We start from the raw sequence: 17,102 nt of genomic DNA, 5'->3' as shown, positions 1-17,102 counted from the left end.
CAAGGAGGCTGACATGAGTAACAAGATAGAACCACCCAGAATTCCAGATCCCGGGCTGCTTACACCGCAGGACATTCACACCCTTGCTTCCAAAGACGAATTCAGCCGCTGCCTCATTGAAGGAGCGCTCATTGAATATCAGGAGGCTACCCGGGTAGCCTTTGACAAGACTATTTTCAAAAACGTCACCATCACGGAATCCTCGCTGCAGCGCATGGAGCTTACCGATGTGGTCTTCGATCATTGCGACCTGTCCAATGTAGATTTCAGCGACGCCTTCATACACCGGACCGAGTTCAGGGATTGCCGCATGATCGGAACAGACTTCACCAGAGCACGATTTCAAAATGTATCCATCACCGAATGTATCGGGGAATTCGCGGTCTTCCGTTTCGCCAACTTCAAAGGGGCTTCCTTCGAGCGCAGCTCGCTGGTCAGCGCGGATTATTACCAGTCCACCCTGAATGGCCTGTATCTCTCGGAATGCAATCTGGAGCAGGCTACGCTCGCTGGCTGCAAGCTGAAGGGCGTTGACCTGAGCGACTGCGGGTTCACCGGCCTGCTGGTGGATCTTCAGGATCTGGAGGGCTGCATCATCTCTGCGGAGCAGGCGGCTTCTTTTGCCGGACTACTAGGTCTGGTTATCAAAAATTAAGTGGCCGGACCCGCGCCCGCTTCAAGCGCAATCAGCTTCAGCTTGCCGGAGCATTTACCGCAGCGGTACCGCCCGGGATCGGCCCGGCGCTTACGCAGATACTCGGTGGCACAGGCAATACATACCAGCTTATACCGGTAAGGCTGCGGCTTGCGGGCCTTGGCTCCCGGCAGGGTCTGACAATACCGGCTGCCGCCGACGCGGGCCAGCAGTGTTTTGAAATCGGCATCCCGGTGCATGTACCCCCGCTTCGCCAGATGCAGGTGGTAGTGGCAGAGCTCATGCTTGATGATCTTCTCCGTCTCCTCCCGCCCGTACATGGCCAGCTGCTGGGGGTTAATCTCTATATTATGGCTCTTTGTAAAATATCGTCCGCCGGTTGTTGTAAGTCTGCTGTTAAAGCTCGCCGTATGCCGGAAAGGCACGCCGAAGCTGCTCAGCGACACCTGCTCGATCCACAGCTGCAGCTCTTCGTTGCTCATACTGGTCATAGCGTTCCTTCACGGTCCTCTCCTCAAGGAAATTAGATCTCTACTTGAATTGTAACTTGCCCATGGGCTACACTGTCAAGAAGGAAGACAAGTCCGGAGGGAGAATGAAAGATGCCGAGAATGCGTTATGTAATTATGCAGCAGGATCAGGAGCTGCTATTCGTGGAGATGCCGGAGGAATATGCTTACCAGCTAAGCGCCCTCAATCTTCGCCTGAACAAAGAAATCGACAAGCTGACAGCCGAGAATGTACCCGGACTGCCGCGGGCGGTGGCCGAATGTGAGGCGCTGGAGCTGCTGCGCGAAGAGCATCATCTGGAGTCGGGGCTGGCGTATATTAACAGGCTGGAGCAGGCCTTTGCCTCCATTAAGGAGGAGCATTACCCGCTGATCTCACTGCTGACCGAAATCCGGGCGCTCCAGGCCCAGCTTGAACAATGGTATGAAGAGGAAGAAGAACGGGTGCAGTAATGCCGGTTCCGGGCGGCCTTGTGAAATTCGGCTTGGCTACCTGAAACTAACCGTGCACCTTTGGGCGTATTCCCCCATATGCTATCTATACACAGGAAGCATGCAGAGGAGGGGTACCCTTGCCACAATGGCTTCGCCAACAGCTCATGAAGGCCTATCTCAAGAAGGACTGCCGTCAGATTAGACTGCTGAATGAATGCTGGTTCTTTTACCGGAATACCGCTGATTCCCACGAGATGATCCAGAAGAACGTATAGGTTATGTCAAAAAAAGCCGCGATCTCCCGAGGGGGTTCGTGGCTTTTTGGCGTGAATCCGTCCAAGTCTGCACTAGGCAACTGGCTTATTTGAACATCGGGAATACGTATTTCACCAGGAAAAACAGAACTCCGAAGGTGATAATAATGTAAGCTGCATATTTAATGAACGTGGATGCGACAAGACTGGAATCCGATTTGCGGTGCACCTCTGTCCGTTCAACCTCAACACTTCTGTCCTTGTAATTCGGCTCCATCCTCAATCTCTCCTCTCCGTTGATAGCTGCATGTCTTCCATTAACCCGGGGATTTGGAGCTGAAACAGAGCCGCCTACGAACAGATCACTTGTAAAATATGGCTGTTCCTCTTAATCGAAACGGCGGGTACCAGGCCAGGAGCCTTGCAGCTTGCGGACCAGCACAATCTGTCCCGTATGATAGGCATCATGCAGAATCAGGCTCATAACCTCTTCGCCCGGCGCATGCCCGGAGCCGCCCCATTCATAAGCGCCTTCCTCCAGAGCTACAATAATCTCGCGCAGCGAGGCATGAATGGACTTCAGCTTGTCTACCGCCTGCTTCCAGTCCTCTTTCCCGCTTCCTGTTACAGTGAATGTAGCGTCATTGCTCTCCAGATCAGGCAATTTCTCCATCCCCTTAAGCTTACGCAGCAGACGCTCCTTATAATACGTGAGATGGTTAACGTTCTCCCAGATCGAATTGCCCGCAGCTCCCTCCGGCTTCCAGAGCGCCTGCTCACTGTTCACGCCTTCAAGCGCCGCACTCAGCGGCGGCTGCCAATCCTCTACATCCATCACATAATCCCAGTTCTCGACCAGCACATCGCTAATTTTGTTTTCCATTTGTATCCCTCCTGTAATTATAGGTACACAAGCTTTGGTAACGACTAAATAAACCGAATAACAGTTACATAAGCAATGTAACATAATCGGCGGAGCGTATCAAGTAACTAGCATAACCCGATTTTAACTGTTACAATCAAGGGAAAGATCATGCGAAGGGACAGATGAAGCTTGCTATGGGTAGATTTCATGAACAGCTATTGGCGGAATTGGCGGACTAGTGATCGTAGCACAGACCAGGACCGGCTGGAAGATCCCAAATGGCTGGCAAAATGGCTGGAGGAGCATAAGCTGCCGGCGGCGTCCCCTCCCCGGCCGGAGGAGCTGGAGCAACTGAAAGGCCTACGCGGCTTGTTATGGGACGAGCTGCAGCGTCTGGTCGCGGGAGAGTCTCCGTCTACAGCGCTGCTTGTGCAGTTAAATACGTACATGAGCGACGGGCCCGTTGTACGGCAGGTGGTCTGGACGGCAGCAGATGAAGCCGGGATCTCCCTCCAGCCGCAGCGTGCGGACTGGGGGCAGATTATGGCGGAGATCGCTGCCTCTTTTGCAGCCGCGCTGCTGGAGAAGGAGCCCTCTCGCTTCCGTATTTGCGGGAATCCCGACTGTCTCTGGGTCTATTACGACGATACCCGCAACCGCTCCAAGCGTTACTGCGACGACAAGCTGTGCGGGAATCTGATGAAGGTAAGGCGGTTCCGGGCACGCAAAAAGGCAGCGGAGGGTGAGCCTACGAAGGAGTAAGCGTGTTACCGGAGACGGCGGATGAATCATCGACAGCGTAAGCAGGTTACCAGGTGAGACCAATTTGACTATACGGCGTTCCGCTGGGTCAGCGGGGTCAGCCAAGTGTCGGGTGAAATGGCTAGGCTGTGAACAGGCGGGCGTAGAGGCTGCGGCAGATCGGAACGTTAACAGACTTAGAGGGCCCAGCCTACACGGCGCTGCGCTCCATCAGCGGGGTCAGGGTCTTGTTTTTGCCGGAATGCTTGGCGGTATAGAGCAGATGATCCACTTCCTCGAACAGCTTCTCTTTGGATATGCCTTCGGCATAGCTTTGCAGCCCGATGCTGACAGTAACCGCCCGCTGCTCCATCTCCTCATGGGACGTATGCGACAGCTCCTTGCGGACTTGTTCAATCAGCGCATAAGCTTCCTCGAAGCTTTTCTCAAACAGCAGGATCGCGAACTCCTCCCCGCCATAGCGGGCTGCAATATCTGCGGGCGAGATGTGGTCCTTAATGATCTGGGCGACCCGCGCCAGCACCATATCTCCGGTACGGTGTCCATACTTATCGTTAATTTGCTTGAAATTATCGATATCCACCAGCGCAAGATGGAACGGGGCACCCTGGCTGCCGTATTCCAGCGCTTTTTCATAGAATTCGTGAAAAGAAATATGGTTATACAGTCCTGTCAGTGCATCAGTGGTAGATAGCTTGCGGATCACCGCATTCTCAATCATCAGGTCCTGCTTCGCCGTCAGAGTAGCCTCCAGATCGCTTGCCAGCTCACGCCCGTTAATGATGATAATCCCCGCAACCAGCGTGCCGACCAACAGGAAGAGCGGGATCGCAATCAGGTCAAAATCCGTCAGATAATACTTGAACCAGTAATCCCAGCGGTACAGAATGAAGAACGCAGCTGCCTGGAGGGCAGACGTAAACAAGGTCAGATCCAGCCGGAAAAAGATTGCCGACGCCATAATCGGCAGCAGCATCAACGCCCCGATAATCCGGATGTCCATATTCAGGTGAATAATCATCATCGCAATAATCGTCCCCGCCACAAACAGCAGCACGAAGGAATACTTCGGTGCCGCAACATCCACCAGTTGCGTCAACGCGACCACCGCACTCATCAGCAGCGTCGGATACAGCAGCACATCATAGTAGAACTCATGCGCCCCCATGGGATACGGCAAACATACAAAAGACCCCAGCTGGGCCAGGAAATGCAGAGCAATCACCAGCCAATACGTATACAGAAACCGCTTGACCCACTTCGCCTGCCGGTGCGCCGAAGTCTCCGAAGGGCCCATGAAATCTCTTAATCTCAACGCTCTCACCTGTTGCCCCCCGATTAAATTCACACATAGGATGTACACATTGCTCCTATTCTATCATGTCCGCCCCGGCTTCGATACTCACTTGTGGGATATGTACGGGGGGTGGGGGGGAGAAGTAAGGAAATGATTTTAATCCTAGCATTCGGATGGGAAGTAACTTGCTTATTGGTTGTATGAGGCGCGACACTTCCCAGCAATTACTGAGACATGCTAAATTTCAATCTGCGCTCCTATTTAAGGAGCGACCCTCGTTTTCCGGTTTGGCCCGAGCAGCAATGAGCGATTTATATCCATGCTCCTACGTAAGGAGCGACAAGTATTACATATGAATTGGGCCATCTTACACCATTTCAATCCACGCTCCTACACAAGGATCGACAGTAACTCATAGGCCGAAGGCCATCAATTCGGCTATTTCAATCCACGCTCCTGCACGAGGAGCGACTCCATCCCGTAATCGTAATACATCATGATCTGCGAATTTCAATCCATGCTCCTGCACGAGGAGCGACACTTTATTTTCCTAGTCAAATACTTAATTTTCTTTATTTCAATCCACGCTCCTACACGAGGAACGACGTTGTGACCAATATTGACGCCCATCTCCGGCCGTGTAATTTCAATCCACGCTCCCACACGGAGTGCGACTTAACGGTTTTGATTCAAATGAAGGGTCACAAATTTCAATCCACGCACTCACACGGAGTGCGACTAGTTTGATTAATATCATCTATATGGAATTTACCATTTCAATCCACGCACTCACACGGAGTGCGACTCTGTATCCACAAACGAGTTGTTCATCGAGATCTATTTCAATCCACGCACTCACACGGAGTGCGACCGGACAATGTTAACAGGAAAGGATTGATTGTATATTTCAATCCACGCACTCACACGGAGTGCGACACTTGTTACTGGCTATTTCTTTTTCAGGGGTGGTATTTCAATCCACGCACTCACACGGAGTGCGACATTTATCCTGTCGCTTGGCTTTCTGTAGGTATCATTTCAATCCACGCACTCACACGGAGTGCGACGTTTTGATTCTTGTTGCTTCTGTAGCGTTTTTCTATTTCAATCCACGCACTCACACGGAGTGCGACTTGTATCTTTGCTTTTCCTGTCTGCTTGGAATGGAATTTCAATCCACGCACTCACACGGAGTGCGACAGCGGAAAACAGCATAACCTATGCTTTTTCCGTATTAATTCACTATCTTTATCCAAACTCTATTCTTGAAAAAGTAACAGTCCACTCTTGACTTTCCAAGTACACTCTCTCAAGGTTAGATTTTCGACAAATTCTGAGGTGCGAATCTCCCGGGGATTTCATGGGAGCTTGGCATTCGCACCAGCCCTCCCTCCTATCTTACTCTACCACTTAATTTCTGCAAACTAATTAGCTCACTACTAGCTTCAGTAGTCTACGGATTATTGTTCCTACGCTCGGCCTTTTCGATGGCTTGAATAAATGTTAAAGTGGGGTTTTGTTTTCTGAAATCCACAGCCCGTTCAGCTGAACCTCCAGCTTGCACCCAATCCCAATAATCCAATGTATCTACATTCTCCAAGTACAATCGGGATAAGGCTTCAATGGGGTTTATTTTATACATAGCTTCGAAGTGTGGAGTAGGCATTGGATCATTTAGTAAATACTCATTTTTCAGATCATATAACACTGTAAAAATGCTATAATGATTAACGTTAACAATCGTATTTATAAACTGATTGCATCTTACTGGTGTATTTAAAATAATTTGCATGTCATTAACTAACGCTTTGTCATCACAGTTAAGAATTGCTACCAACTCTCGAGCTGTTAGGTCAGACGTTTCAGGTGCCTTTTCAATAATAATTGTCCAGGGTGGATACGCTCCCATTTTAAAAACCTTAATCGCATCCGTAACATGACAACCAATTGTCTGCCATTTACGTCCCAGCGCATCAGTCAAATGATAGTAGTGGATCGTATCCGGTAATCCATTTAGCTCTGGCCACACCAAGTTTTTTCGGGATATGTCCAGAATAGCTTGAGTATTGAGTTTGTGAGGGCGACGTTTGGACATAGAGCAACCTCCATTTGATTACCTCCAGAAACTGCACGTTTAAAGTTCAATTTCTGTATCCATAATATACATCATGCACTATGAAAGTGCAATCATTATTATTAGGAGGTCCCCATGGAATTTGATAAATATACACTGCACTGTAAACTCGACCAAATTTTAAAGGCACATAATATCTCAGTACTAAAATTGTCCAATGAAATCGGCCACCGGAGAACGACTATCATGGAGTTAGTGCATAACACCAACATGGATAAAAAGAAAATATCAGCAGAATTAATCATGAAGCTATGCCTCTATTTTGAAGTCAGCCCTAACGATTTATTTGAGGTACGACGGAAAGAATAGGATAGGATTAAAAAAAGCACTGAGTCCTGCGGCTGCGCAGATATTCAGTGCTTTTATTTATAAGATGGAGCTAACCAGATTCGTGTAAGTCAGATAAACAAAAAGCTGGGACCCAACCGTATTCGTTATTATCCGTTTTACAGTAAGTCCAATCGTTTAAGTGCTTCAGCCCCCATAATAAGTCCCCTTGAGCAACGGTTAGTTCATGCGCGGAATAATCTTCAGTAACTGTTGCGATGCCTCGGCGATCTGGAGTCGTTAAAATCTGCTTCGGCACCCATCCCTCTTTGCTAGTGGACACTGATTTACAAAAAATCCAATTAGGAAATTGAGTATCCTCCCTGCCATACCAAACTTCTTGACCTTTTTGCAGGATGATTGGATCAGGATAAGTAGATGTATGAGCTTTGATAACGGTGTATCGTTGCAAGGTAGGATACCTCCATTCGCATTTTTTGTGTAAGGCCGGTATTTACTTCAGGCCACACTCCATACGGAGTGCGACTCCTTGATCATTTTTCCAATGGCAGTTACCAAAATTTCAATCCACGCACTCGTGTAGAGTGCGACGCGCAAACCTATGCAAATCCACACGAACGTCAAATTTCACTCCACGCTCTCGTGTAGAGTGCGACAACAATGCCTGGGGCATATTCAACTGGCTTCCGAAATTTCAATCCACGCACTCGTGTAGAGTGCGACAATATCTGGTATTTTTCCGATCATTGAGGGCATGGCATTTCAATCCACGCACTCGTGTAGAGTGCGACAGAGTGAGTCATCCGCCTGATGATGGCCGGGAGGATTTCAATCCACGCACTCGTGTAGAGTGCGACGTCGGCTCTCCCCTATAACAAGGAGGATATAACCATATTTCAATCCACGCACTCGTATAGAGTGCGACGTATCCGGGCCAGCTAAATCAACTGCGCTTATCCTGCCAATTTCAATCCACGCACTCGTATAGAGTGCGACCGCGAGATGTTTGCGGGAATCGACGCGGTATTAAAATTTCAATCCACGCACTCGTATAGAGTGCGACTGGACCATACATAAACTATACCAAAAATATACGATTTTCAATCCACGCACTCGTATAGAGTGCGACACTTTAAGAGATCAGTATGGAAAAGATTATATTCAGATTTCAATCCACGCACTCGTGTAGAGTGCGACGATTTACAACCTGAGCGCTGCACAAAAAGCCGCCGATATTTCAATCCACGCACTCGTGTAGAGTGCGACAGCTACGGGAGGAAATGTTCTCTTTCCACCAGGTATTTCAATCCACGCGCTCGTGTAGAGTGCGACGCCTAACTACGGATTCATCGTCAAGCTACTGGATATTTCAATCCACGCGCTCGTGTAGAGTGCGACCGGAACACGGCTGCACCTGAAGTTTCTGGTACTATTTCAATCCACGCGCTCGTGTAGAGTGCGACAGCGGAAAGAAGCGTAACCCATGCTTTTCCCGTATTAATTCACCATCTGTTCCCTAATTCTATTCTTTAAAAGATATACAACCAACCTTGACTTCTAAAGAATACCCTCATATTTATAAACATTCGACAAATTTCGAGGTGCGAACCCCCCCGGGGATTTCATGGGAGCTTGACATTCGCACCGGCCCTCTCCTTCTATTTTAATCCATCGCAAGCCATTCTGCATAATGATAAATCTATCAATATTGTAGTTTTTTTGTTGTATGTGCGGCGTTTCATATGCACTAGGCCATTCGATATACTGGTAGTGGTAAAGGTCAACATTAGGCTACATACCTTAAGGAGAAGGGGAATCGAACTCAATGAAAAAATATATATTAACATCTATCAGTGCTATTGCACTTTTAAGTTACCTAATGGGGTGTAAGGATACTTATGCACTCCAAGCCCAGGTGTCAAAAGCAACTCCATCTCACACCCCATCACCAAGGTCTGCCCCCTCCCCTACGCCAGTGCCTAAAGCACAGAGCATGAATGCCTTGATTCCGGCCGGATGGCATATTTTGGAGTCATATCTGGGAGAGAAGGCCCTCGCCAAAGGCGACTTAAATAAAGACGGGATTTCAGATCTTGCAATGGTCATTGAGAAAAATTCGGTCAAGGGAGAGGCATCACCGCGATCCCTATTAATCGCTTTTGGCGGCAAAAATAACACATACACCCTCTCGATCATCGCCGATCATGTTATTTTGCAAGCAGATGAAGGCGGAATATGGGGCGATCCTTTTGAGAGCATAACCATTGATCGGGGGTCTGTGCTGGTCAGTGATTACGGAGGAAGCAACTGGCGATGGTATAACAAATACCGGTTTCGGTATCAAGATCAGGATTGGTTTTTGATTGGTTCCACCCGGGGAAGCTACTTTACAGGAGCCACAACTATGGAACAATCGGACGAGGATGACATTAACTATCTAACAGGACAATTCATTCAGCGTAGAACGGACGACCAGGGACATCTCACAATGAAAAAAGGAAATCGCGGCAAACAGAAATTGATCCGGCTTGAGGAGTTCAACTCCGAAAATCTATAGCGAGTGGTTGAAGGCCCGTTAATCCAAAGTGATTCACAAGAACTTCAAGCAACCTTTTCTCCCCTCAAGCGTCTACATTCACAGGAAGAATAAAACATAAATTGGAACAAGGAGGATTTGCATTAGTGAACATATTGTTAAAAAAAGGCGTTGCCGGATGGTTTATCGCGTCGCTGCTATTCACTGGAAATGCCTTAACACCAGGAACGGCTTCAGCCGCTGCATCTGCGATTCAGATCTCGATGAACAACTCATTTGTGGATACGGATGTTGCCCCGTATATTACGAATGGTACTACGATGGTCCCCCTGCAGGTGGCCAAAAAAATCGGCAGCCCCATCCAATGGAACAACGCCTCGAAGACCGTCACGCTTACCCGGGACGGACAGACCGTCACCTTAGTGGCAGGCCAACAGACTGCAAAGATCGGCAATCAGGAAGTGAAGCTCGAAGCCGCTTCGGTCATCCGCAAAGGACGGGTGATGGTTCCCTTACGCTTCATAGCTGAATCTACTGGCGCATATGTCTTATGGAATCCGAAGCAGCGGATCGTCTTCGTCGCTTCGAGGCCCAGCGAGGAGCTTAAGCAGCAATTGGCCTCCTCCAATCTGGCTGAAGCCCGGACCGCCGCCCTGAAACTTCCCAGAGTCAGCGCGCTTAAACAATTTGAAGTGAGTGGCGTAGAAGGAGGCAATTTCGATTACTATTTCCCGGAGGGTAGGGCCGACCAATTTTTCCTATCCGAGGGTAACAGTATCTCTTACTATGAGGTTGTGGGGGACCATAGCGAAGTCAAGTGGACCGCTACCTTCGACTGGAAGGTTAAAGCAGCCAGTGGCCTGTTCTTTAAACCTTACCAAATTACCAACCAGGACGGCACACTCCCCAAACTAGCGGGCCGGGTCGTATTCTACCATTTCATGGGGCATATTGGAGCAGCGGGTTATGGATTCATTGATCCTGACGGGAACGTGACTACTTTGGGAATGAAGGATATGAATTCTGAGGTGTTTTTTGAGATTCCGGGAGAGGTAAAGCCCTAACCCATTGCCACGTAAAAAGCGGCCAACGTAGCTCTATCCAGGCGTTGTCCGCTTTATTGTGCTAACCAACCATTTTGCCGCATCCAGGAGGTCTTTCGCAATATAATCCGGTGCTGCCTGCTCATACCACAGGTTACGGTATTTATCCAAAGACTGCATCCCCCAGCCCGTCTCCACCAGAATTCTTCTGGCCCCCACTGCTGCCATCGCCAATCACAGCACAACGGTTATCACCCATAAATACAGCTTGAAGGTTCAAGCGGACTCACCTCTTTTTCCTGAATACTCCAAAAATTATAATAAAAATAAGAACAACGATTATGAACCCGCTCAACGCAATCCCCCCTTTTTTGGGATTATATCATGAGCATTATGGTTTGAATATCAGACTCTTAGTGTGAGTGTAGAGATTGATCCTTTACCAATTCCCAGTTTATCATTCCGTTCTCTACTCCGGTTCGTGTAAAACTCAATTTCTCCAGAACTCTGATAGACGGAATATTATCGATAAGGCACTCGGCCACAATTTTTTGGACTTTTTTTGATGATAAGGCCCATTCTATAATAGCTCCTACCGACTCAGTGGCTAACCCCTTATTATGCATCTCAGGAATAAGGCCAAATCCCACTTCTATAATGAGTCTTCACCGTAGGACAATCCCCCTTGAAGGAAAGAAGTCATTGTAAACTAACATCCCCATTAGCAAGCTAACAGAAAGGTAAACATGAATTTATTTTACACAGATGACTCGTCCGTTTGTCATTTGAATTAATTCTACAGGTGTTAATTGAAACACCGCTCTTGGATGTCCGGCAGCAGCCCATATCTCTCTGTATTGTAACAAGTCTTCATCAATAAACGTGAGGATCGACTCTTTATGTCCTAAAGGCGGTACGCCTCCAATCACAAATCCTGTGTGTTCACGTACAAAATCAGCGTCAGCTTTTCCCAATTTGTCATTCAGATGGCTGGTAATTTGTTTTTCGTTAATCCGGTTGACTCCGCTTGCTATAACCAATAAGGGTTTATCTTCATTGTTGAGCCGAAAGATAATGGACTTCGCTATATGTGCAACCTCGCAGCCTATCGCATCGGCAGCTTCCTGTGCAGTTCGTGTACTGTCAGGCAGTTCTACAACTTGATTTGCATACCCGAGCTCCATTAGTTTGTTTTGAACCTGCTGGGCACTATCTTTAAGATGACTTGTCACGTGTATTCCTCCTTAATTGCCTGTAAATTTTATAGCCTGGCCTTCTTGTAAATATCTTAACTGAAACTTCATTAGCCCTTAGCTTCATCACTCATGTTACTTTCGATCCCTTTATACACCTTAATAAATTCTTCACCTTCATTCAGAGAATCCAACAGCTTTAACAGACCGGGAGTGCCTACAATTCCATACCACCTCGAAACCTCATAACACGCCAGTTCATAATTCGTACGACTTTGAGCATTAGGCTGGAATGCAGTGTGGTTGTCCAATAGGTCGAAATTAATTGATTCTTTACCGTCTTTAGTTTGGGTGTTCCAAGTCTTTTCATTATCTGTAAATCGGCCATCGACCATAGCAGCCAGCCCCTCATCAAACCATACTGGCACTTTGCTGCTGTTTTTGAGCCTCTTTCTTAATTCAGCATGTGTGAATTCATGAGCAATCACATTCTCGTTATAACCCCTTGAGCCGATAACAATGTAGTTATTCCATGGATAATAATAAGTTTGTCCAATATCTGAATCGGCATAATGATCCAAAGCCTTTTTTGATTTTGCATAGATTACAACAGGGGCCGATTCTTTTTGACCAAAAAGTGCATTGATTTTCGCGGTAGATGTTTGAACATAATTGATTAGTTCTGCTTGTTCACTCTCATTGATTTCAGGTTCAACGTATACATTAGGAGCAATTTGGTTCATTCTAGAGTATTTGACTAATACAGCATTTGTTTGCTTCGCATAACTCAAATACAAGAACAGTGCGGCGAGAGCGAGTATCAGAATGGTAGTAAAAGCGATGATTTTGATTCTTTTGGATCTGAGTAGTATCAATGTAGTATTCTCCTTAGGTATATAGCGCACTCTGTTTGATAGGAACAAACCATGTTATGATAAATTACTTTATGGTGTCGTGCTCATAAATGTAGGAATGTATATGGCAACCCAGCTTCAGTTGATAAACTTTCGTCAATTTTGGGGAGGACCATCTTCTTTATATTGGGCCACTTTTCTTTAACATATTCAGCAAACTCAATATGACGTTCTGGGCACTCTGTTATAGATTTGATAACTTGCATTAAATCCACTCCTTCAAAAAGCTGCTTCCAGTTTACAGCTTAAGTTAACTTATGGAACAGGGAACTTCATTTATGTACTCTGCACGAGATGCGGCCAGTGAACAGTAGACGCATACGGCGCAGCAGTTGGGAGAAGCAGCTTTTTAAATGGCGGCAGATATGAACGAGAAAATAAAATCATAGACTGCCGCTGTGTTGTTGGACTAACGTGTCCAGTTAATTAATCAATGTAATAATTATCCTTCTCTTTGAGCCAATTAATAATGATGTTTTTAAATGATATTGTTGGCAACTCGCAATAGGCTCCATTATCAGAATATGGGTCGATAATCTTCACAGATTTATTATTTAACTGGATTATAAAGTATTTCACATCGCCGAGAGTTGAATTTTCTACCTTCCCATTTAATACTTCGTTTATTGAGTCAATTAGCCAATAACCATTTGCATCTTTATCTTGAAGATTTGTCCCAATGAATGCTTCTAACAAATCATAACCTGCGGGTAGAGAAATTACGGGTACACCGTTTAAATCAATAAGTTCAAACCTCATAGTCACACCTCTTATTCATGCACTGCTTTTATTCAATAGTTCAACATTGATTTCGAACTATCCTGCCCGTTAGGTTAGTGAAGTTTTTTCAACAAGAGTCTTAATGATTGTTACGCAGTACGAAGATAGGGCTTAACAGAAAGGGGATTCAAAATTTATCCGGATTTTTAACTCTAATGGAGGCTACTTCTCCGCACTTTTTACAAAATGTATATATAACCGGAGAGCCAAAAGAAAATGTTTTACCAATCGGCATCACTCTAGCATCCACTGCATTCACTTCACCTTTTACAAAAGTAGTACCTCCACAAGCTTTACAAATTGTGTTTTCTTGAATCATAATAACCATCCTCAACAGAATATTTTTCCATTAATACGAATTATGCCAATGGTAGGTTTCATTACTAAAATAACGAAGAGGCCCCCCGCTCCTTGTGAGAGAAGAGGCCTATGCGTGGGAGGGATCAGACAGATTCAGGACTCATTTGCAGCCAAGTTTTGTATCAGCAGATTGTTATATTTAGCCGCATGTTTTTGCTCATCCAGAATAATGCCATACAGAGTATCCTTGTAAATGCCGTACGGAAGGCCGAACCATATCTTTCGATATTTCTCAACGGCAGATAATTCACCTTGGAAGGCTTGTTGCAACCCGGCAATATAAGAATTAACATTCTCCAGTGCTTCGTTGCTAACTCCTGTTACTTCATGTCCTGTTAGTTCCCTATACATTTGCCGAAACATTTGATTATGTCCTCTTTCATCATTCCGGATAGAGGTAATCACGTCAACTTGTTCTTGGTTCAGAGCCAGTTTGATGAGTTGATCATAAAAAAGTTCATCATTTCGTTCACCTTGTACCGCATTCCTCATTAATTCTAGTGCTTCTTGTGTTGTAGTGGCCCAAACGGGTACGAATTGTGATCTACACCAATACGGATAAATCCTATACATGAGCTAAACCCCCAGAAATGCAAATAATCACATCATCAATTATATGCACAGAAGCCCATAGTGTGATTATTAGAGCAATGCCTCAATCGCTGGTATACTGATAAATCAATGGTCTCCCCGCCAATCTTGGTTACCTGAAAATCATATTCATAGGAAGAACCAATGCATTAAACGCAATCGGATGCTAATCTGTGGTCATACGCTTATTCTCTGAATCTTCGAGCGGGATATTAAATATACCGGACCCATGATTTCGATTTTGCCGTCTTTTACACGCATCGCGCTCTCCTGCTCTGCCGCATATACATCCATCTCCTCCGATAAGGGGAACAGGTAGCCTTGGACGAACGAGGCATAGTCGCGTTGCGAGTGTGATTCATAGGCAAACGGATCAAAGCCCAACCCATCATAGATCGAATCTATTTCCACTGAATGAGCGGCGTTATTCGAGGTTACCCATTTGGCAGACATGTTCAACGAACCGGCGCTGGCTCCCAAGATAACGGCATTGCTGTTTTTAATCCCATTCGTTAATTCATATTCCGCCAAAAAATCGTGCTGCTGAACAGGATCTCCCCCGCATAAAAAAATGACCGATGCGTTCTGAATCCTTTGCCGGGCCTCTTCCTTCGGCATGCGGTAATCGATGAAATGATACTCATCAAACATAAGATTAGCCCGATGGAGCCATGTCCATTCCGTTATATCCTCAAGGTTAATCTCCTCATCTTCATAATTAGACGGCTCAGCGCTGATCATCACAAGCGATTGTCTGTCCTGAATATCCTCCTGCAACCATTGCACCAGCCCCTCTGGCAAAATACCATTAAACCAACTGAAATAATAGTGAGTACTCATGCTTCGTTACCTCCATATGTATGATTTGCCTCGTTAAAGCAGTTTAATTTGGCTTCTGCCGTCAGCATGGCGCTGGTGTGAGTAAGATTATTTCTGTCATTCATACACCGCAATATCGCTTTCCATACAAACGGATGAGCTCCTACAGGTAGTAGAGAAGCAGCGACTACTTTAAGAGAAAAATAGCAATGTAGCCAGCCATGACGATCCGAATCATCACATTCCATTGTTATTCCAATCCACGCACTCCAACGGAGTGCGACGGGCCGGATACAAGCGCACAGAGAGTCGCCAGAGTATTTCAATCCACGCACTCTACACGGAGTGCGACAGCGGAAAATAGCATGACTCATGCTTTCTCCGTATCAATTCACTATCCACTTCCCAATTTATTTCTTAAGAAGGTATAAGTCTACCTTTGACTTTTCAAGGTATCTCTTGATTTCTTAAGGATTCGACAAATTCTGAGGTACGAAGGACCCGGGGATTTCATGGGAGCTTGGCATTCGCAACACTTCTTGTTTCTATTTTACTTCTTCTCCTAAATTCTACACAATCCTAAACCTCTCAACACTGTATCGACCAATGACAATTGTGTGGTTTGCCCACCAGAAAAGTTAATTCCTTGCCCCTCCTTTCGACTGCTCCCGGACCAGTGAGAGAAATGCTGCCGCCGCTGGCGACAATGCCTCATGCTTCCGGGTACAGACGGCAATCGGATTTAACAGCGAAGTACCGTTAACCATCACGCGCTCCACTTCTCCGCGCTCTACATTGTCCCTTACCGCCAGGGAGGAGATGAAGATGGCTCCGTAGCCCGCGATGACGGCCCGCACCATCTCGTTCACCCCATTAAATTGTAGACCCACCTTGGGAGGACTCACGTTCAAAGCCCTGCATAACGAGAAGAGACGCTCCCGGGTTGAACTGCCTTCTTCACGCAGAATAAAGGGAACCTTCATCATTTCCGCTAAAGTAATTTCCATTCCGCCGTATGGGTGGTTTTTCGGGACGATGAACCAGAGCTCATCCTCCAGAAGCTGCTCCCATTCAATGCCCGGTTGCTCCTCCCAGCCGCCTCCGTATACAGCTACCTCGGCATCGTACTGTAGCAGCCCCTCCACCGCTTCCCGAGAATTCGCAGTATTCAAAACCACCTCCACGGAAGGATGCTCTTGCTTGTATAGTGCCAGCCATTCCGGCAGCAGCAGATTAGCGGGCAGATAGGTGGCGACAATACGCAGGATTCCGCTGAACCCGGCCTTGTACTCACGGACTGCCTCATCCAGCTCACGCTCCAATGCAAACAATCTTTTGGCATGGCTGGCCAGCATCTGCCCCGCATCGGTCACTAAGATACCACGCCCCTTGGGGGCTAACAGCTGAATGCCTAATTCCTTCTCCAGATTGCGGACCTGGGCCGTAACCGCAGGCTGACTGATCCGTAATTCCTCCGCAGCGCGGGTGACTCCGCCTTTTTCAGAGATGGTGTGAAAAATTTTAAGGGCATGAAGATTCATAAGATAACCTGCCTCCTACATCAAAATTGATGAAGAACGAAATTATATATATTTTTCTGATGAATCATTATGCTTTATTGTAAGGATAAGGGAAAATTTTCACAAGGGTAAATAATTTATCGATGA

23 protein-coding genes and 2 CRISPR repeat arrays are annotated in these 17,102 nt (G+C 46.6%); of the genes, 7 read left to right on the top strand and 16 right to left on the bottom strand.

What is annotated here, in order from left to right; all coding sequences use genetic code 11:
* Positions 1-13 precede the first annotated feature (13 nt).
* Positions 14-655, top strand: a complete 642-nt coding sequence (locus MKX63_RS18660; protein WP_341019182.1) for a pentapeptide repeat-containing protein — start codon at positions 14-16, stop codon at positions 653-655.
* Here the strand turns inward: MKX63_RS18660 and MKX63_RS18655 are convergent.
* Positions 652-1,137 (bottom strand): SprT family protein, encoded by a 486-nt coding sequence (locus MKX63_RS18655; protein WP_341023104.1) that lies wholly within the window; start codon positions 1,135-1,137, stop codon positions 652-654. The genes MKX63_RS18660 and MKX63_RS18655 overlap by 4 nt on opposite strands.
* Positions 1,138-1,257: 120 nt before the next feature.
* On the opposite strand from MKX63_RS18655, the gene MKX63_RS18650 reads away from it, so the two are divergent.
* Both MKX63_RS18650 and cmpA read left to right on the top strand, forming a co-directional pair.
* Positions 1,258-1,617: a hypothetical protein gene (locus MKX63_RS18650; RefSeq protein WP_036697237.1), complete on the top strand. Its 360-nt coding sequence runs from the start codon at positions 1,258-1,260 to the stop codon at positions 1,615-1,617.
* Between the two features lie 119 nt (positions 1,618-1,736).
* Positions 1,737-1,874, top strand: a complete 138-nt coding sequence (cmpA, locus tag MKX63_RS18645; RefSeq protein ID WP_143804182.1) for a cortex morphogenetic protein CmpA — start codon at positions 1,737-1,739, stop codon at positions 1,872-1,874.
* Positions 1,875-1,959: 85 nt separating this feature from the next.
* Here cmpA and MKX63_RS18640 read toward each other — a convergent pair whose 3' ends face one another.
* Together MKX63_RS18640 and MKX63_RS18635 are read right to left on the bottom strand one after the other, a co-directional pair.
* Positions 1,960-2,130 (bottom strand): hypothetical protein, encoded by a 171-nt coding sequence (locus MKX63_RS18640; protein ID WP_200869223.1) that lies wholly within the window; start codon positions 2,128-2,130, stop codon positions 1,960-1,962.
* 111 nt (positions 2,131-2,241) lie between these two features.
* The gene (locus tag MKX63_RS18635) at positions 2,242-2,736 is read right to left on the bottom strand and encodes a DinB family protein (RefSeq protein WP_341019180.1); all 495 of its coding nucleotides are present in this window, start codon (positions 2,734-2,736) and stop codon (positions 2,242-2,244) included.
* 171 nt (positions 2,737-2,907) lie between these two features.
* Between MKX63_RS18635 and MKX63_RS18630 the strand changes: the two genes are divergently transcribed.
* The gene (locus tag MKX63_RS18630; RefSeq protein ID WP_341019179.1) at positions 2,908-3,480 is read left to right on the top strand and encodes a CGNR zinc finger domain-containing protein; all 573 of its coding nucleotides are present in this window, start codon (positions 2,908-2,910) and stop codon (positions 3,478-3,480) included.
* Between the two features lie 190 nt (positions 3,481-3,670).
* On the opposite strand, the gene MKX63_RS18625 is transcribed toward MKX63_RS18630, so the two are convergent.
* Positions 3,671-4,795, bottom strand: coding sequence for a GGDEF domain-containing protein (locus MKX63_RS18625; protein ID WP_341019178.1), 1,125 nt, complete (start codon positions 4,793-4,795; stop codon positions 3,671-3,673).
* A 625-nt stretch (positions 4,796-5,420) separates the two neighbouring features.
* Positions 5,421-5,977: direct repeats of the CRISPR family, unit length 32 nt; unit sequence ATTTCAATCCACGCACTCACACGGAGTGCGAC.
* A 253-nt stretch (positions 5,978-6,230) separates the two neighbouring features.
* Positions 6,231-6,872 carry a hypothetical protein gene (locus MKX63_RS18620; RefSeq protein WP_341019176.1) on the bottom strand — a complete coding sequence of 214 codons (642 nt, stop codon included), beginning with the start codon at positions 6,870-6,872 and terminating at the stop codon, positions 6,231-6,233.
* A 114-nt stretch (positions 6,873-6,986) separates the two neighbouring features.
* Between MKX63_RS18620 and MKX63_RS18615 the strand changes: the two genes are divergently transcribed.
* Positions 6,987-7,220, top strand: a complete 234-nt coding sequence (locus MKX63_RS18615; protein WP_341019174.1) for a helix-turn-helix domain-containing protein — start codon at positions 6,987-6,989, stop codon at positions 7,218-7,220.
* A gap of 70 nt (positions 7,221-7,290) precedes the next feature.
* On the opposite strand, the gene MKX63_RS18610 is transcribed toward MKX63_RS18615, so the two are convergent.
* Positions 7,291-7,650, bottom strand: coding sequence for an SH3 domain-containing protein (locus tag MKX63_RS18610; RefSeq protein ID WP_341019173.1), 360 nt, complete (start codon positions 7,648-7,650; stop codon positions 7,291-7,293).
* 108 nt (positions 7,651-7,758) lie between these two features.
* Positions 7,759-8,662: direct repeats of the CRISPR family, unit length 32 nt; unit sequence ATTTCAATCCACGCACTCGTGTAGAGTGCGAC.
* Positions 8,663-9,024: 362 nt separating this feature from the next.
* On the opposite strand from MKX63_RS18610, the gene MKX63_RS18605 reads away from it, so the two are divergent.
* Together MKX63_RS18605 and MKX63_RS18600 are read left to right on the top strand one after the other, a co-directional pair.
* Complete coding sequence (locus MKX63_RS18605) at positions 9,025-9,756, top strand: hypothetical protein (RefSeq protein ID WP_341019171.1); 732 nt, start codon at positions 9,025-9,027, stop codon at positions 9,754-9,756.
* Between the two features lie 125 nt (positions 9,757-9,881).
* Positions 9,882-10,799 (top strand): copper amine oxidase N-terminal domain-containing protein, encoded by a 918-nt coding sequence (locus MKX63_RS18600; RefSeq protein ID WP_341019169.1) that lies wholly within the window; start codon positions 9,882-9,884, stop codon positions 10,797-10,799.
* Positions 10,800-10,832: 33 nt separating this feature from the next.
* On the opposite strand, the gene MKX63_RS18595 is transcribed toward MKX63_RS18600, so the two are convergent.
* The 10 genes from MKX63_RS18595 to MKX63_RS18555 all read right to left on the bottom strand — a co-directional run bounded on the left by MKX63_RS18595 (position 10,833) and on the right by MKX63_RS18555 (position 16,976).
* The gene (locus MKX63_RS18595; RefSeq protein ID WP_341019168.1) at positions 10,833-11,006 is read right to left on the bottom strand and encodes a hypothetical protein; all 174 of its coding nucleotides are present in this window, start codon (positions 11,004-11,006) and stop codon (positions 10,833-10,835) included.
* Positions 11,007-11,191: 185 nt separating this feature from the next.
* Positions 11,192-11,428: a GNAT family N-acetyltransferase gene (locus tag MKX63_RS32585; protein ID WP_445323528.1), complete on the bottom strand. Its 237-nt coding sequence runs from the start codon at positions 11,426-11,428 to the stop codon at positions 11,192-11,194.
* A gap of 102 nt (positions 11,429-11,530) precedes the next feature.
* Positions 11,531-12,010 (bottom strand): YbaK/EbsC family protein, encoded by a 480-nt coding sequence (locus MKX63_RS18590; RefSeq protein WP_341019167.1) that lies wholly within the window; start codon positions 12,008-12,010, stop codon positions 11,531-11,533.
* Between the two features lie 71 nt (positions 12,011-12,081).
* Positions 12,082-12,714 (bottom strand): hypothetical protein, encoded by a 633-nt coding sequence (locus MKX63_RS18585; protein WP_341019166.1) that lies wholly within the window; start codon positions 12,712-12,714, stop codon positions 12,082-12,084.
* A gap of 215 nt (positions 12,715-12,929) precedes the next feature.
* Positions 12,930-13,091 carry a hypothetical protein gene (locus MKX63_RS18580; protein WP_341019165.1) on the bottom strand — a complete coding sequence of 54 codons (162 nt, stop codon included), beginning with the start codon at positions 13,089-13,091 and terminating at the stop codon, positions 12,930-12,932.
* A gap of 220 nt (positions 13,092-13,311) precedes the next feature.
* A complete protein-coding gene (locus MKX63_RS18575; RefSeq protein WP_341019164.1) occupies positions 13,312-13,644 on the bottom strand; it encodes a hypothetical protein in 333 nt (110 codons plus the stop codon).
* Between the two features lie 148 nt (positions 13,645-13,792).
* Entirely contained in the window at positions 13,793-13,984 is a 192-nt protein-coding gene (locus MKX63_RS18570; RefSeq protein ID WP_341019162.1) for a hypothetical protein, read from the bottom strand.
* Positions 13,985-14,118: 134 nt separating this feature from the next.
* Complete coding sequence (locus MKX63_RS18565; protein ID WP_341019160.1) at positions 14,119-14,598, bottom strand: ferritin-like domain-containing protein; 480 nt, start codon at positions 14,596-14,598, stop codon at positions 14,119-14,121.
* A 195-nt stretch (positions 14,599-14,793) separates the two neighbouring features.
* Positions 14,794-15,456, bottom strand: coding sequence for a Type 1 glutamine amidotransferase-like domain-containing protein (locus MKX63_RS18560; protein WP_341019158.1), 663 nt, complete (start codon positions 15,454-15,456; stop codon positions 14,794-14,796).
* Between the two features lie 617 nt (positions 15,457-16,073).
* A complete protein-coding gene (locus tag MKX63_RS18555) occupies positions 16,074-16,976 on the bottom strand; it encodes a LysR family transcriptional regulator (protein ID WP_341019156.1) in 903 nt (300 codons plus the stop codon).
* Between the last annotated feature and the right edge of the window lie 126 nt (positions 16,977-17,102).

The organism is Paenibacillus sp. FSL R7-0179, assembly GCF_038002265.1.
Classification (GTDB): Bacteria; Bacillota; Bacilli; order Paenibacillales; family Paenibacillaceae; genus Paenibacillus_AQ.
The sequence above is the reverse complement of the archived record's forward strand: the minus strand, read 5'-3'. Positions and strand labels throughout refer to the sequence as shown.